We start from the raw sequence: 15235 nt of genomic DNA, 5'->3' as shown, positions 1-15235 counted from the left end.
CCGGTGCCCCTTTTCATTATACTTGGAAAAGCCTTTCAATATGCTCCATTTCATCAGTGAGGGTCAGCGCGATCAGCAGTTTCAGGCGTGCTTTCTGACCGTTCAGGCCGTTTGAAAAAATGACTCCAAGCTCTTTCAGCTGCTTGCCGCCGCCCTCATAGCCATATACATCCTGGGCAATCCCATTGAAGCATCTGGACACAAGGACAACGGGTATATTGGCTTCTATCAGGCTTTGAACCCCAACAGCTGCTGCAGGCGGAAGATTGCCCTGTCCAAGCGCTTCAATGACCACGCCATCCATCTGCAGGTCTTTGATTGCCATCAGCAATGAGGAATCCATTCCGGCATGCGCTTTTACGAGCACGACCTTTTTGGAAACATCGGATATCTGGTAGCTTTCTTTGGTGAGTGGCGAGTGGTGAAAGAGCACCCCCCTCTTAGTGACAATCCCGATCGGTCCATATTGGGGACTTTGGAAAGTTGAGACATTGCTGGTATGGGTTTTAGTGCAATTCTCCGCTGTGTGGATCTCATCATTCAGAACAACCAGTACCCCTTTATTCATAGCCTCGCTGCTTACAGCCACCCTCAGTGAGGCTATCAGATTATACAGGCCGTCCGATCCTATTTCATTGCTTGACCGCATGGCACCGGTAACAATCACAGGGATTGGCGCCTGGAGGGTAAGATCAAGAAAATAAGCTGTCTCCTCGAGTGTATCCGTTCCATGGGTGATGACTGCTCCGTCTATTTTCCCAGTCTGGTAGTGCTTGTCTATTAAATCCCTTAGTACAAGCATTTCTACTGGTGTAATATGCGGTGAAGGCAGATGAAAAGGCTCTTCAACTATGATATCGGCCAGTTCAAACAGCTCATTCGTTTTATCTGTCATAGGATTCTTTTCTGTAGGTACGACGGCACCGGTTGAAGCATCTTCACTCATTGAAATCGTGCCGCCTGTATGGATGATGAGTATTTTTTTCTTTGTCATTTCTATAGCCTCCAGGATGATTTGCAGAAAATGCTGCGGAAGGGAGGAATTCATGGGAATCCTGTACCGCTGCCTTTTCCCCATAAAATAAGCTTGATCTATGATTAATCCATTTTCATTATCATAATATCATGATACGATTAAGAAAACAGATTGAAAAGAGGACAGCTCATGCTGGGAATATTATCTGCCGGAATAGCTCCTGGTCTGGCTTTGCTTAGCTACTTTTATTTAAAGGACGAATACGATTCCGAGCCAGTTTCAATGGTGTTCAGGACTTTTCTTTTTGGTGCCCTGCTGGTGTTCCCGATCATGTTCATCCAGTATGTCCTTGAGACCGAGCAGATTGTCCAATCTGATATTGTCAGTGCATTCTTTTCCGCAAGTATGCTCGAAGAATTTTTCAAATGGTTTATTTTATTCTATACCGTTTATCAGCATATAAGCTTTGATGAACCGTATGATGGCATTGTTTATGGTGCAAGCGTATCCCTTGGCTTTGCCACTGCGGAAAATATCCTATATCTTATTGCCAATGGGCTGGAATATGCGATTGGCCGTGCCCTGCTGCCGGTTTCTAGCCATGCATTATTCGGTGTCATAATGGGCTACTATATCGGAAAAGGCAAGTTTACGGCTGAATCAAGGAAGAAATGGATCAGCCTCTCACTCTTTTTGCCTTTTATCCTCCATGGAACCTATGACTTTATTCTCGTATCCCAGGAACATTGGAAGTTTATCATGGTTCCCTTCATGATTTTCCTCTGGTGGTATGGCCTCAGAAAGGTCAAGATGGCCAGGGCAATGAGCATGAAACAGATCGAGGAGAGCTTTGATTATCAGAAAACCCTTTACCCCTAGGTGAAGGGTTTTTTTAGTTAAGGAAAACCTCCCTAAAAGGCAAAGAACGCCTTTCCGGGAAGTTCGGCTTATGCCTGTCGGGGGATGATCAAGGCGCTTGCGCTTTTGTTCCGGGGGCATAAGTATTGCCTTCCATATATTTACTACCGTCAAATTACTCTCATTTGCATAAAAACCCAGCCTCTGAAAAAAATAGGGTTAATGTTAATTAGATTATCATCTGGGGGTTGCTATCCATGAAAAACAAATTATTGGTGATTAAGCTGGCTCTGCTCATTCCGCTTTTTGCAGCCGCACTCCCGCTGCTGGGGCCATCTGAAAAAGCAGATGCTTTTTCAGCTCAGGTCATCCAGCATGGTGCTGTGGGCGATGATGTTATTGAACTTCAGTCAAGGCTTCAGTACCTCGGGTTTTATAACGGTAAAATCGACGGGGTATTTGGATGGGGAACTTACTGGGCGCTGCGTAATTTCCAATACGAATTCGGTCTGCCGATTGATGGGCTGGCAGGCCAGGAAACAAAGGCCAAGCTTGCAAAAGCTTCCAAGTACAACGAACAGTTTGTAAAAGAACAAGTCAACAAAGGCAATAAATTCACCCATTATGGCGGTGTTGACCTGGACAAGCAGAAAAAGCCTTCAGGCGGTGCTGGACAGGGCGGAGGCGGAGGCGGTGGCCAGAGCGCCCCGGCAAAACCTGAAGCCAAACAGCCTTCTGCTGCCAATATCCCATCAGGATTTTCGCAGAATGACATACAGCTGATGGCAAACGCAGTTTATGGAGAAGCAAGGGGAGAGCCTTATACAGGCCAGGTGGCTGTGGCAGCTGTCATCTTGAACCGGGTGCAAAGCGCTACCTTCCCCAACACAGTTTCAGGCGTGATTTTTGAGCCGCGCGCTTTTACGGCTGTGGCAGACGGCCAGATATGGCTGACACCGAATGAAACTGCCAAAGAAGCAGTGATGGACGCTATGAACGGCTGGGATCCAACCGGCGAAGCACTCTATTATTTCAATCCTGATACGGCGACCAGCGGATGGATTTGGACGCGGCCGCAAATCAAAAAGATCGGAAAACATATTTTCTGTGAATAGAGAGGTGGTTTACAGTGATTAGAGGGATACTTATTGCCGTACTCGCCCTTGGAGCTGCTGGTGCCGGCTTTTGGGGATACCAGGAGCACAGGGAAAAGAATGCGATTCTTATTAATGCAGAAAACAGCTATCAAAGGGCCTTTCATGACCTGACATACCAAACCGACCTGCTTCATGACAAAATTGGGACTACATTAGCCATGAATTCCAGGGAATCCCTTTCACCGGCGCTTGCTGATGTCTGGAAAATAACATCCACGGCCCATAGTGATGTTGGCCAGCTGCCGCTTACACTTATGCCATTCAATAAGACAGAGGATTTTCTTGCGAAGATCGGGGATTTCAGCTACCGCACAGCAGTCAGGGATCTGGACAAAGAACCTTTGTCAGATAAAGAGTATAAGGCGCTTCAAGGGCTTTATAAAGAATCAGCCGATATCCAGCAGGAGCTCCGCAAAGTCCAGCATATGGTCCTGAAGAATAATCTCAGATGGATGGACGTTGAAATGGCGCTTGCCTCCAATAAACAGCCAATGGACAATACAATCATCGACGGGTTCAAAACCGTGGAAAAGACGGTTGAGAGTTATGGGGAGACCGATTTTGGCCCCGCCATGGTCAATATGCAGAAAGATGATTCAAATTATAAATATTTAGAGGGAGAGGCTATTTCAAAAAATAAAGCCCGCTCCATTGCTGAGAAATATGCAGGAATGGGGAAAAAGGCGGCTGTAAAAGTAACGGAAAACGGAAAAGGCTCTGACTTCGGCTTCTACAGTGTCTCTGTCCAGGATCCGAAAACCGGCAGGGAAGCCAATATGGATATAACAAAAAAAGGCGGATATCCGATCTGGTTTATCCTAAGCAGAGATGTAAACGACCAGGCTGTCAGTTTGAATGAAGCCGGGAATAAAGCCATTAAATTCCTCAGTGACAATGGATTTAAGGATTTGGACCTGTTTGAAAGTACACAATACGATAATGTCGGAGTATTTACTTTCGTATCCAAACAAGATGATATCAGAGTCTATCCTGATTCGATAAAAGTAAAGGTGGCCCTTGATAACGGGCAAATGATTGGCTTTTCAGCAGAGGATTATCTTAAGTCACACCACATAAGGGAACTGCCTGAAGCGGGCTTAAGCCAGGAAGAGGCAAGGGACAAGATCAATCCTAATCTGAAGATACAGGAAACGAGACTTGCGGTAATCATTAATGACCTTAACCAGGAAGTATTATGCCATGAATTCCTGGGTACAATGGGCGATGACACATATCGGATTTATATCAATGCTGATTCAGGCATTGAAGAAAAAGTGGATAAGCTGCAGAATGCAGAGCCCATTTACGAAGATGTGGTTTAAAAGGAATGTACTGCAGGGCCCGGGGATATTCCCGGGCTTTTTAATATCACAAAAACAGGTCTTTGGAACTATATAAGGTCTTGATTCACCCATGGGTCCCGTGTCATAATTAAATGACAGGATTATCCTTTTGTCTGATTGAAAAGCGTGTATTTAAGAGAGAGCAAGAGAGAGTGGGTCAGCATGATAAAAATTGGAGATTCAATAACACTTGAAACAGTGAATGGACATAAAGAAGAAATATATAGATGCAAGCTGGCCGAAAAGAATGACAATGCCCTTTTCATTGATTACCCGGTCAATGTAAAATCAGGAAAAACAGCCTTCCTGCTTGACGGTACACAGCTTAAAGCTACATTCGTCTCAGATGACGGATCCGTTTTCTTATTTACTACAGAAGTAAAAGGAAGGGTTAAGCAGAATATCCCGTTAATGGTCTTATCCTATCCGGGCCCGAAGCAGCTTATCAAAATCCAGAGGCGGCAGTATGTGAGGATCGAAGCAGCCATCGATGCTGCTGTACAGCCGATTGGCCGCGAATTTTCCCCGTTTAAGGCTGTAACGGAAGACATCAGTGCCGGCGGGGCAAGTCTGCTTGTGGATAAAGACAGCCCGCTCGATGCAGGCATATTTATAAAAGTACTGCTGGTGCTGGCCCTTCAGAATGGGGACTATCATTATCTGAAAGCAGATGCAAAAATTGTGAGAATCATAGAGCATAATGAACTGAAAAATAAGGCATCGATTGAATTTGCGGATCTGGGCCCATCCGGCAGGCAGCTTCTTCTCCGCTTCTGTTTTGACAGGCAGCTTGCCCTTAAGAAAAAAGGCCTGGAAGCTTAACGAATAATTGCCTGCCTGGATGCCAATAATGATAATAAGATTGTCAACAGGCGGGGATGGAAATGAAGATGCTCGAACGGCTGATTGTGAAAGCAGTCATTATCCAGCTGCTCTTTTTGCTCGCAGCCCAGGTACTGCTCCATAAATATGATGTCATGCCTGAGCTGAAGCAGCTTGCCCAGTACGAAGGTGTGGCAAAGAATAGCTTTGAGGAGCTGCTGGAGACTTTCGGCGGAAAATGAGCGGGCATAAGCGGCCTGCTTTTTTTATATGCTTAAACCCCTTCAGAGGCAGGTCAAAGGACAAAATATTGATAAAAAACCAGCGGATAATATGTTAAAATGGTTCTTGTAAGTTTTAGAGAAACCCAACTGGAAGCGTAACAGGAGGAAATATGATCAAAAAAATCTCAATTGCCATCGATGGCCCTGCAGCAGCAGGAAAAAGCACTGTGGCAAAAATTGCAGCTGAAAAGCTATCATATATTTATATAGACACAGGGGCCATGTACAGGGCACTCACATATAAAGCCATTGAGGCAGGCGCTGACCTGGAAAATGAAGATAAGCTGATGGATATTCTCACAGGCATCCAGATTGACTTGCTTCCAGGTGAACAGGGGCAAATTATCCTTGTGGACGGTGAAAATGTTACTGAAGTGATAAGAACAGCCGCTGTTACCAACTCTGTATCGATTGCTGCGAAGCACCGCAAGGTCCGGGAAGAGATGGTCAGAAGGCAAAAAGCATTCTCGATCGGCGGCGGGGTAGTTATGGACGGCCGTGATATCGGTACCCATGTCCTTCCCCATGCAGAGGTAAAAGTATTCCTGCTTGCATCAGTTGATGAGAGGGCCATGCGGAGACATCAGGAGAATATAAAGAAAGGCTACCCGTCAGATCTTGAACAGCTGAAAACCGATATTGCATACCGGGACAAGCTGGATTCTGAAAGGGAAGTAGCGCCGCTTAAAAAAGCTGATGATGCAGTGGTAATTGACACTACCTCGCTTGCTATTCCGGAAGTTGTAGAGAAGATCATGCTGCTTGCTGAAGAAAGGATCGGATTGACTTGACATTCTATTCTTTTGTAAGATCAGCCGTTTACGGGGCGCTGAAACCGATATACCGTTTTGAGGTGATCGGGAAGGAGAACTTTCCGGCTGAGGGTGGCGTGCTGCTGTGCAGCAACCATATCGACAATCTGGATCCGCCCGTCGTAGGGATTACTGCTCCGAGGCCGGTTCACTTCATGGCCAAGGAAGAACTTTTTAACCTGCCGGTACTAGGGACAATAGTCAGGAATTTGAACGCCTTTCCGGTTAAGAGGGGCATGAGCGACAGGGAAGCTCTAAGGAAAGGGATTGGCCTTTTGAAGGAAGGAAATGTTTTAGGGCTCTTTCCTGAGGGTACAAGAAGTAAAACAGGGGAGTTGGGAAAAGGCCTTGCAGGGGCAGGCTTCTTTGCCTTGAGGGCACCGGCCCATGTAGTACCCTGTGCAATCATTGGCCCATACAAGCCGTTTAAAAGATTGAAGGTAGTGTACGGGAAGCCTCTGGATATGGAAGAAGCACGGAAAAACAGAGCGTCCGCTGACGAAGTGACGGAGATGATCATGCAGGAAATCCGCCAGCTTATTGAGCAGCACAGATAAGTCTTCTTGCTTGACAAATAAAGCTATTTGTAAGAAGTTAGAGGAAAGGCATCTTTTTAGAATATTCTATGTCTTTAATTTAGGACCTTGTTTTCCGCTGTGAAAATATCACATCTACTATAAAAGATTGCAAGCAGTCATTGGATTAAGGAGGATTACATATGTCAGAAGAGATGAATCAATCAGAAGAAATGAATTCAATTGAAGTAAAAAACTTTGAGGTGGGCGACCGCGTAACTGCGAAAGTCACCAAAGTGGAAGAAAAGCAGGTTGTTGTGGATATCCAGGACAGCAAGCTTGACGGGATCATCCCCATCAGCGAGCTCTCAAGCCTTCACATTGAAAAAGCGGAAGATGCTGTGGCTGAAGGTGATGAGCTTGACCTGGAAGTACTCAAAGTGGAGGAAGAGGCACTTATCCTTTCAAAGCGCAAAGTGGATGCAGTAAAGGCATGGGACACACTTGAAGAGAAATTCAACAGCGGCGAAGTTTTTGACGCTGAAATTAAAGATGTGGTCAAAGGCGGCCTGGTAGTGGACCTTGGCGTCCGCGGCTTTGTACCGGCTTCGCTTGTTGAAGCACATTTTGTGGAAGACTTCTCAGATTACAAAGGCAGGACCCTTTCTTTCAAAATCGTGGAGCTGGATAAGGAGAAAAACCGCCTGATCCTTTCACACAGAGCTGTTGTGGAGGAAGAAAAGGGCAGGCAGAAGCAGGATATCCTTGCTAACCTCCAGGCAGACCAGGTTCTGGATGGTACTATCCAGCGCATCACTGACTTCGGCGCATTTGTCGATATCGGCGGAATTGACGGACTTGTCCATATTTCCCAGCTTTCATACGAGCATGTTGAAAAGCCTTCCGATGTAGTGGAAGAAGGCCAGAAGGTACAGGTAAAAGTGCTGAGCGTAGACAGGGATAATGAGCGCATTTCCCTATCCATCAAGGAAACATTGCCTGGGCCATGGTCTGATATCGCAGAAAAGGCCCCGAAAGGAAGCACTCTTGACGGAGTTGTGAGACGCCTTGTATCTTATGGAGCGTTTGTTGAGGTATTCCCGGGAGTAGAGGGTCTTGTTCACATCTCCCAGATTTCCCACAAGCATATTGGTACGCCGCATGAGGTGCTTGAAGAAGGCCAGCAGGTACAAGTAAAGGTACTGGATGTAAATGAAAACGATCAGCGTCTGTCTCTAAGCATCAAGGATCTTGAAGAAAAAGAAGCTGAGTATGATACAAGTTATGAGATGCCTGAAGAAACAAAAGGCTTCCAGCTTGGTGAAATGATCGGTGATCAGTTAAAGAATCTGAAAAAATAATGGTGATATAATTTGTCAAGATCTAAACGGAAATGGGATCATATAGAATTTGCCCTTTCAACAGGTCAAAAGCGCATTGCCGGATTTGACGATATTGATTTTATTCATCAAAGCTTGCCTGATTCTGCTGTGGATCAAGTAAAAATAGAAACTGAAATTGGCGGACTTACTCTAAGTTCGCCAATTTTAATAAACGCGATGACAGGCGGCGGCGGTGAAAAAACGCTTAAAATTAATCAGGAGCTGGCCATGGCTGCGGCCGAAACAGGCCTCGCCATGGCAGTGGGCTCGCAAATGGCAGCTTTGAAGGATCCTGCCGAACGGGAGTCATACAAAATTGTGCGGCAGGAAAATCCGAAAGGGATTGTGATCGGCAACCTGGGAAGTGAAGCAGATGCCGAACAGGCTAAGAGGGCAATCGAGATGATTGAAGCAAATGCCTTGCAGATACATCTGAATGTGGTCCAGGAACTGACGATGCCAGAAGGAGACCGGGACTTCAGGGATGCCTTGAGAAGGATCGAGTCTATTTGTAAAAACGTCCATGTGCCTGTGATTGTAAAAGAGGTTGGATTTGGGACCAGCAGAGAAAGTGCTGCAAAGCTTGCAGCTGCCGGTGTTTCAGCGATCGATGTCGGGGGATTTGGCGGCACTAACTTTGCCAGGATTGAGAATGAAAGAAGAGAACGGCTCCTTTCGTTTTTCAATGGCTGGGGGATACCTACTGCCACCTCAATCCTTGAGGTAAAAGCAGAAGAAACGGGAGTCAGTATCATCGGTTCCGGCGGCATCCAGACAGCTTTCGATGCAGCGAAAACCATTGCCTGCGGCGCAGATGCTGCTGCAATGGCCGGATACCTCCTGAAGATTCTTATGAGCGAAGGTCATGTACAGCTTATAAAGGAAATACATACCCTCCATGAGGAGCTCGCCTTTATTATGGCTGCGCTCGGGGCTGAAACAATAAAGGACCTCCAAAGAGCCCCATTCATCATATCAGGCAAAACCCATCATTGGCTGTCTGAACGGGGGATAAACACAAAGGTTTTTAGTCAGAGGAATATATAGGAATTGGCTCCTGCTTAATTAGCGGGAGTTTTTTTGTATTGCTCATAGGTTAACCGTAGAGGACTACTTTTGTGGAAGAGCGGAGCTGGGACCACTAATGTGGCAAAAAGAAAGAATAGTGGTTCCAGCCACCGAAGCTGGGACCACTATTGTGATGAAAAGAAAGAATAGTGGTCCCAGCCAACAGAGCTAAAACCACTATTGTGGCAAAAAAGAAAGAATAGTGGTTCCAGCCAACAAAGCTGGGACCACTATTCTGATAGAAGCGAAAATAATGGTTCCAGTCATAAAAGAGTGATCTATTAAATTCCCTAGATTGTAGAGGACAAAGGCCCTTTTAAGAAGCTGCCACAGAACGCGGCACCCTTAGCCTGCGTTCCTCGTTGGAACAGTCGCTCCGCTTTTCTATTGTCCATCTCCAGGAGCTAGCCCCTCGAGTCATAAGCCACCCAAGAATTAAAGGCAAAGAACGCCTTTTATTTTTGTATGTCTTATGCTTGTCGGGGCTGAGCAAGGCGCCCTCCGCTTTTCTATTGTCCAGCCCGAAAGCCCAGCCCCTCGTGTCAAAAGACACTCCTGAATTAAAGGCAAAGAGCACCTTTTATCCAGGAGTCTTGTGCTTGAGGCCCACAGGATGCAGGTCATGCAGGCGTTGCCACAGGACTTGGCGCCCTTAGCCTGCGCTCGGCGATAGAACAGTCGCCACCGCTCTTCTATTTGTCCAGCTCCGGCTCCTAGGTGCTCGAGTCATAAGCCAAGCAGGCCAGAAGGTTAAAGCACAACCTTCCGTCCTGCTCGTCTTATGCTTGAGGCCCGCAGTATGCGGGTCATGCAGGCGTTGCCACAGGACGTGGCGCCCTTAGCCTGCGTTCCTCGTTGGAACAGTCGCCTCCGCTTTTCTACTTGTCCAGTTCCGGGCGCTAGCCCGAGTCATAAGCCACTCCTGGATTAAAGGCAAAGAACGCCTTTTATCCAGGAGCGTCTTATGCTTGTCGGGGCTGAGCAAGCGCCCTCCGCTTTTCTAGCTATACTTAGAGTCATTCATGCCCCTGGCTTCTTCCGGGCTTTGAAGCTTGGTCGCCCCTGGATAGTGAAGGGCCTGGTCGCGGTCAGATTCGACTCTTCCGCCTGCTTTTAATTTTTTCTCCTGTCTGTCTTTTCCCATGATTAACACCCCCTGCTATTTAAGATGAAACAAGGACAAAAGTTTATGTAATAAAGATTAAAGTACATAACTATTACCCATAATGGAAATGATAGGTGGTGGTAGTGTGGAAGGCTTTTTCTTTTATATGGGCGCCTGGTGCTGCTGGATTGCAGCGGCATTTTTTATGAAAAGACAGCAGAACGGAAGGACGGCTTTGTCGGCTTGCCTTTTGATTGCCATTATTGTTTCGCCTTATACAATTTCCTTGGGCAGTCTCCATATTTCAGCAGCAGGAGCTTTCATTTTGATTTGCTGCTATGCCGAGGCTGCCCGCATAACAAGGCTTAAAGCAATTTATTTTTTTGTTTCTGTTTTTATGATCATGCTTGCGTATACAAGTTTTCAGCTTTTTGCTCTTTTTGATCCTGTTTGGGTGGTTTTCAAAAAAGAATGGATGCTGGCAGCCATCATGTTTGCTATGTCTGCCGTACTTTTTACCGACTGCAGGAAAAGAATTGCAGCCATGCTGACAGGTGCCATTCAGGGGGATTTCCTCTTTTCAATGGTACTGGAGAAATTGTCCCTGGCCTATGAGGCCTGGTCTTTTTCTTTTCTTGATATGGCAGCTATATCATCATGTGCATTGCTTCTGTGGGACGGATTTGTCAAACTCGCAGCATATTTAGAGCGGCAGGCAGCCAATCTGGAAAAGGAGAAACAAAAGATATTATGAGTGATTATACATACCCGATTGTTTTTGGCCTGATTATTGGAACGGCCACAAGGATGTACATGCTGCGGACGGATTACCGGCAGTACCCGACATATCTGCATGGTAAAATCATACACCTTGCCCTTGGGTTCATTGCTGCGGCTCTCGGGACGGTTGCTGTCCCTTCTATTCTGGAACAGGATTTTACAGCGGTGACTTTTTTGACTCTTGCGGCAAGCCAGTTCCGGGAGGTCAGGAACATGGAAAGAAATACATTGGCAGAACTGGATTCCTATGAATTGGTATCCAGGGGCAAAACCTATATTGAGGGAATTGCCGTTGCTTTTGAAAGCCGGAATTATCTTGTGATATTTACTTCCTTGATCAGCACCCTTTGTTATATTGTGATTAACATCTGGGTCGGCATCATAGCGGCCATACTGTCTGTGCTGATATCAAAGAAGCTCATGGCAGGCGGAAAGCTCAGGGATATTGTGGAAATTGAATATATGGAACCGCGCTTTGATGGGGCTGGCCTTTATGTAGACAATATTTATATCATGAATATCGGGCTGCCTGCAAGGCAGGAGGAAGTGCTGAGATATGGAATGGGATTCATTTTAAAGCCGAAATCCTTTGACGCGCGTTCAACCATCGCCAATCTTGGCCAAAGACAGGCGATCCTCCACGATGTCTCGATCGCGATGGGGGTTTACAGGGATTCCGGGACACCTGCGCTCGTCCCTCTCGCCAAGCGGGATTTGGATGATGGAAGAGTCGGGGTTTTTCTTCTGCCCCAGGAGAAGGACATTGAAAGGGCCATTAAAGTGATCGGCAGTGTGCCGACGCTTGAAAATGCCATAAGGATGCCGTCTGAACGGGAAAGGAAGAGCGGAAATGGTCATTGAGAAATTTATTTTGGCAGTGATTACGACGAACCCAAAGAAGGCACCTTCAGGGGCAGCTGTATTTCATTGTGACGACAAAAAAGAGATGGAGCATGTGGCTGCCAACCTTGAAGCCATTTTAGACGGAATTGCCCACGCTCTGACAGATGAAATGTATGTAATTGTCAAGCATTGATGGTTCTTCCAATGTTTTCGTTGCGGGGAATCTGCCTCTTTGATAAAATGATTAGGTTAGGCCCTTCTGCAAACAGGAAGGGTTTATTTTATACACGGGCCATCCTGAAAATCAGGATGATGTTGAAAGCAATTCATTTGACTCTTTCGAGCAGTGTTTAAAGTATATAAAAGTGAAAGGGTGATGTTCATGGCTAAACCGGTTATCGCCATTGTAGGACGTCCAAACGTCGGAAAATCCACGATTTTCAACAGAATAGTAGGAGAAAGGATCTCCATTGTCGAAGACATACCTGGTGTGACCAGAGATAGAATCTACAGTTCAGCTGAATGGCTGAATCTTGATTTCAATATTATCGATACCGGCGGGATTGATATAGGAGATGAGCCTTTCCTTGAGCAGATCAGGCAGCAGGCTGAAATCGCCATCGAAGAAGCAGATGTGATCCTGTTCTTGACTAATGGACGGGAAGGCGTTACATCAGCTGACGAAGCAGTCGCTAAAATACTGTATAAATCAAAGAAACCTGTCGTGCTTGGGGTCAATAAAATTGACAACCCTGATATGCGCGACCAGATCTATGATTTCTATGCCCTTGGATTTGGTGAGCCAATCCCGATCTCGGGTTCCCATGGGCTGGGGCTTGGGGACCTGCTTGATGAAGCTGCAAAGCATTTTCCTGATACAAAGGACAAGGACTATGGCGATGATGTCATCAAGTTCTCCCTGATTGGGCGCCCTAATGTCGGGAAATCTTCCCTTGTCAATGCGATTCTGGGGGAAGAAAGGGTCATTGTTTCCAATATTGCCGGCACGACACGTGATGCTGTCGATTCGCTGCTTACATACAATGGGGATCAGTATGTGATCATTGATACAGCCGGAATGCGTAAAAAAGGCAAAGTGTACGAAAGCACTGAAAAATACAGCGTCCTGAGAGCATTAAGAGCCATTGAGCGCTCAGATGTCGTCCTTGTTGTCATCGATGCTGATGAAGGCATCCTGGAGCAGGATAAAAAGATTGCGGGCTATGCGCATGAAGCAGGCCGGGCTGTCGTGATTGTCGTCAATAAATGGGATGCTGTCGAGAAGGATGAAAAAACAATGAAGGCGTTTGAAACAAATATCAGGGAGCATTTCCAATTCCTTGACTATGCGCCGATCGTCTTCTTGTCTGCCTTAACAAAGAAGCGGATCCATACATTGATTCCGCAGATCAACCAGGCAAGTGAGAACCATAGCATGCGTGTGGAAACGAGTGTCCTGAATGATGTTGTCATGGATGCGGTGGCGATGAATCCAACGCCTACCGATAAAGGAAAGCGTCTGCGGATTTACTATACGACTCAAGTGGCCGTCAAGCCGCCTGTCTTTGTGGTATTTGTCAATGATCCTGAACTTATGCATTTCTCCTATGAGCGTTTCCTTGAAAACCGCATAAGAGATGCTTTTGGATTTGAAGGTACTCCAATTAAGATATTTGCACGGGAAAGAAAATAAAAAGGGTGTGAGTGTATGCTGGATCAATCGAGCAAGATAACCGTTGCCGGTGCAGGCAGCTGGGGCACGGCACTCGCCATGGTGCTGGCTGACAATGGCCGCCAGGTCAGGCTCTGGGGGCATAACCCTGTACAGATCAAGGAAATCAATGAACAGCACACCAATCAAAAATATTTGCCTGATATCAAATTGCCTTCAGGCATTCAAGGCTTCAGCTCACTGGAAGAAGCCCTTGATGGTGTTGATACGCTGATTTTGGCGGTGCCGACAAAAGCCATCAGGGAAGTTGCCGGTAAGATTAATGAATTTCAGCGTGTGCCTCTAACTATCGTACATGTCAGCAAAGGGATCGAACCGGATACATTGCTGAGGATATCAGAAATGATTGAGGAAGAAATCACAAGTGAAGCCCTCGGGAGCGTTGTGGTCCTTTCCGGTCCAAGCCATGCAGAGGAAGTGAGCCTCCGCCATCCGACAACAGTCACTGTTTCCTCAAAGAACATTGAGGCGGCAGAGCATGTACAGGATCTTTTTATAAACCATAACTTCAGGGTATACACAAATCCTGATATCATTGGCGTGGAAATCGGCGGAGCGCTCAAGAATATCATAGCCTTGGCAGCAGGGATCACCGATGGCCTCGGCTATGGAGATAATGCCAAAGCGGCCCTTATCACAAGGGGGCTAGCCGAGATTGCCAGGCTTGGCACCAAAATGGGTGCAAGTCCGCTGACTTTCTCGGGATTAACCGGAATCGGCGATCTGATCGTCACTTGTACGAGCGTCCACTCCCGCAACTGGAGGGCAGGAAACCTTCTTGGGAAAGGTCATAGCCTGCAGGAAGTCCTGGATAATATGGGAATGGTTGTTGAAGGCGTCAGAACCACGAAAGCTGCATACCAGCTCGCTGAAAAATACAATGTGAAAATGCCTATTACTGAAGCGCTGTATGAAGTGCTGTTTAATGGAGCCGACCCGAAGGAATCTGTCGACAAGCTGATGGCAAGAGGGAAAACGCATGAAATGGAAGACCTTGCAAATGTACTTGAAGACAGGATCGACAAGTGAATGATATGTTTTGCTGCAAGAGAAGATATTTATTTTAGCCTGAGCATCAAAATTTAGGCATTCGAGGATGCGGGAAAGGAACTTCCTGCATACAATGCAACGAAGCAAACTGGTGATATGAACAGGGTGCATGGGTTATTTAGTCGCATAAGGCCAAAGCAGAGATTGCCCCATCTTTGCTTTGGCTCTTTTTTTGTGAAAGTACATCGAAATATCCATGCTGGCGCCAGCATTTTAAGAGAAATGCTTTTGATTCATTTTCAGCCTGTATGATATAATACATTTCGGAAAAGGGAGTGAGACAATGTCGCCTGCTTTAATGAAGATGTGGGTATCTTTAGCTTCAATGGGGTTCATGTTCATATCAATATTAATGATTTATCTGAGCCGGTATAAATTAAACAATAAACCGCTTAAATTCATATCTGCCCTTGTTGCGTATCTGTTAATGATTGTTTCCGGGTTAATCATTCTGTTTGTCGTTTTGAGCGGACCTACCAATGAATAACAAATTTAAAAACCTGAAGGA

Annotated in this window: 17 protein-coding genes; 15 read left to right on the top strand and 2 right to left on the bottom strand. The window is 46.2% G+C overall.

Going from position 1 to position 15235, the window contains the following annotated elements:
* Nucleotides 1–16: 16 nt before the first annotated feature.
* Complete coding sequence (locus tag N288_RS15915) at nt 17–994, bottom strand: asparaginase (RefSeq protein ID WP_035403076.1); 978 nt, start codon at nt 992–994, stop codon at nt 17–19.
* 171 nt (nt 995–1165) lie between these two features.
* Between N288_RS15915 and prsW the strand changes: the two genes are divergently transcribed.
* The 9 genes from prsW to fni all read left to right on the top strand — a co-directional run bounded on the left by prsW (nt 1166) and on the right by fni (nt 9196).
* Nucleotides 1166–1855, top strand: coding sequence for a glutamic-type intramembrane protease PrsW (prsW, locus tag N288_RS15910; protein WP_022544141.1), 690 nt, complete (start codon nt 1166–1168; stop codon nt 1853–1855).
* A gap of 236 nt (nt 1856–2091) precedes the next feature.
* On the top strand, nt 2092–2949 hold the full coding sequence (sleB, locus tag N288_RS15905) for a spore cortex-lytic enzyme (protein WP_009794821.1): 858 nt from the start codon (nt 2092–2094) through the stop codon (nt 2947–2949).
* 14 nt (nt 2950–2963) lie between these two features.
* Nucleotides 2964–4313, top strand: coding sequence for a germination protein YpeB (ypeB, locus tag N288_RS15900; protein ID WP_009794822.1), 1350 nt, complete (start codon nt 2964–2966; stop codon nt 4311–4313).
* 183 nt (nt 4314–4496) lie between these two features.
* On the top strand, nt 4497–5156 hold the full coding sequence (locus N288_RS15895; RefSeq protein WP_009794823.1) for a flagellar brake protein: 660 nt from the start codon (nt 4497–4499) through the stop codon (nt 5154–5156).
* A 62-nt stretch (nt 5157–5218) separates the two neighbouring features.
* Entirely contained in the window at nt 5219–5398 is a 180-nt protein-coding gene (locus N288_RS15890; protein ID WP_022544140.1) for a YpfB family protein, read from the top strand.
* Between the two features lie 152 nt (nt 5399–5550).
* Nucleotides 5551–6231, top strand: a complete 681-nt coding sequence (gene cmk / locus N288_RS15885) for a (d)CMP kinase (RefSeq protein ID WP_009794825.1) — start codon at nt 5551–5553, stop codon at nt 6229–6231.
* Nucleotides 6228–6809, top strand: coding sequence for a lysophospholipid acyltransferase family protein (locus N288_RS15880; protein WP_009794826.1), 582 nt, complete (start codon nt 6228–6230; stop codon nt 6807–6809). Before cmk ends, N288_RS15880 begins: the two co-directional genes overlap by 4 nt.
* 161 nt (nt 6810–6970) lie before the next feature.
* Nucleotides 6971–8128 carry a 30S ribosomal protein S1 gene (gene rpsA, locus N288_RS15875; RefSeq protein ID WP_009794827.1) on the top strand — a complete coding sequence of 386 codons (1158 nt, stop codon included), beginning with the start codon at nt 6971–6973 and terminating at the stop codon, nt 8126–8128.
* Nucleotides 8129–8140: 12 nt separating this feature from the next.
* Entirely contained in the window at nt 8141–9196 is a 1056-nt protein-coding gene (gene fni, locus N288_RS15870; RefSeq protein WP_009794828.1) for a type 2 isopentenyl-diphosphate Delta-isomerase, read from the top strand.
* A 1021-nt stretch (nt 9197–10217) separates the two neighbouring features.
* Here fni and N288_RS24785 read toward each other — a convergent pair.
* Nucleotides 10218–10361 carry a YpzI family protein gene (locus N288_RS24785; protein ID WP_009794829.1) on the bottom strand — a complete coding sequence of 48 codons (144 nt, stop codon included), beginning with the start codon at nt 10359–10361 and terminating at the stop codon, nt 10218–10220.
* Between the two features lie 106 nt (nt 10362–10467).
* Here N288_RS24785 and N288_RS15865 point away from each other — a divergent pair, with 106 nt between their 5' ends.
* The 6 genes from N288_RS15865 (at nt 10468) to N288_RS15840 (ending at nt 15214) form a co-directional block, all read left to right on the top strand.
* On the top strand, nt 10468–11076 hold the full coding sequence (locus tag N288_RS15865) for a YphA family membrane protein (protein WP_009794830.1): 609 nt from the start codon (nt 10468–10470) through the stop codon (nt 11074–11076).
* Nucleotides 11073–11963, top strand: coding sequence for a YIEGIA family protein (locus tag N288_RS15860; protein WP_009794831.1), 891 nt, complete (start codon nt 11073–11075; stop codon nt 11961–11963). Before N288_RS15865 ends, N288_RS15860 begins: the two co-directional genes overlap by 4 nt.
* The gene (locus tag N288_RS15855) at nt 11953–12138 is read left to right on the top strand and encodes a capping complex subunit for YIEGIA (protein ID WP_009794832.1); all 186 of its coding nucleotides are present in this window, start codon (nt 11953–11955) and stop codon (nt 12136–12138) included. The genes N288_RS15860 and N288_RS15855 overlap by 11 nt, the downstream gene beginning before the upstream one ends.
* 189 nt (nt 12139–12327) lie before the next feature.
* On the top strand, nt 12328–13638 hold the full coding sequence (gene der / locus N288_RS15850) for a ribosome biogenesis GTPase Der (RefSeq protein WP_009794834.1): 1311 nt from the start codon (nt 12328–12330) through the stop codon (nt 13636–13638).
* Nucleotides 13639–13653: 15 nt separating this feature from the next.
* The gene (locus N288_RS15845) at nt 13654–14706 is read left to right on the top strand and encodes an NAD(P)H-dependent glycerol-3-phosphate dehydrogenase (protein WP_009794835.1); all 1053 of its coding nucleotides are present in this window, start codon (nt 13654–13656) and stop codon (nt 14704–14706) included.
* A gap of 304 nt (nt 14707–15010) precedes the next feature.
* Entirely contained in the window at nt 15011–15214 is a 204-nt protein-coding gene (locus N288_RS15840) for a DUF2768 domain-containing protein (protein ID WP_009794837.1), read from the top strand.
* The last annotated feature ends 21 nt before the right edge of the window (nt 15215–15235 follow it).

Source organism: Bacillus infantis NRRL B-14911 (genome assembly GCF_000473245.1).
GTDB lineage: Bacteria > Bacillota > Bacilli > Bacillales > Cytobacillaceae > Bacillus_AB > Bacillus_AB infantis.
Note: the sequence above shows the minus strand (reverse complement) of the source record. Positions and strands in the feature narration are given on the sequence as shown.

Coding starts and splice junctions, on each gene's coding strand:
- N288_RS15915 (WP_035403076.1), bottom strand. CDS start 994: ATGACAAAGAAAAAAATACTCATCATCCATACAGGCGGCACGATTTCA.
- prsW (WP_022544141.1), top strand. CDS start 1,166: ATGCTGGGAATATTATCTGCCGGAATAGCTCCTGGTCTGGCTTTGCTT.
- sleB (WP_009794821.1), top strand. CDS start 2,092: ATGAAAAACAAATTATTGGTGATTAAGCTGGCTCTGCTCATTCCGCTT.
- N288_RS15895 (WP_009794823.1), top strand. CDS start 4,497: ATGATAAAAATTGGAGATTCAATAACACTTGAAACAGTGAATGGACAT.
- N288_RS15890 (WP_022544140.1), top strand. CDS start 5,219: ATGAAGATGCTCGAACGGCTGATTGTGAAAGCAGTCATTATCCAGCTG.
- cmk (WP_009794825.1), top strand. CDS start 5,551: ATGATCAAAAAAATCTCAATTGCCATCGATGGCCCTGCAGCAGCAGGA.
- rpsA (WP_009794827.1), top strand. CDS start 6,971: ATGTCAGAAGAGATGAATCAATCAGAAGAAATGAATTCAATTGAAGTA.
- N288_RS24785 (WP_009794829.1), bottom strand. CDS start 10,361: ATGGGAAAAGACAGACAGGAGAAAAAATTAAAAGCAGGCGGAAGAGTC.
- N288_RS15860 (WP_009794831.1), top strand. CDS start 11,073: ATGAGTGATTATACATACCCGATTGTTTTTGGCCTGATTATTGGAACG.
- N288_RS15855 (WP_009794832.1), top strand. CDS start 11,953: ATGGTCATTGAGAAATTTATTTTGGCAGTGATTACGACGAACCCAAAG.
- der (WP_009794834.1), top strand. CDS start 12,328: ATGGCTAAACCGGTTATCGCCATTGTAGGACGTCCAAACGTCGGAAAA.
- N288_RS15845 (WP_009794835.1), top strand. CDS start 13,654: ATGCTGGATCAATCGAGCAAGATAACCGTTGCCGGTGCAGGCAGCTGG.
- N288_RS15840 (WP_009794837.1), top strand. CDS start 15,011: ATGTCGCCTGCTTTAATGAAGATGTGGGTATCTTTAGCTTCAATGGGG.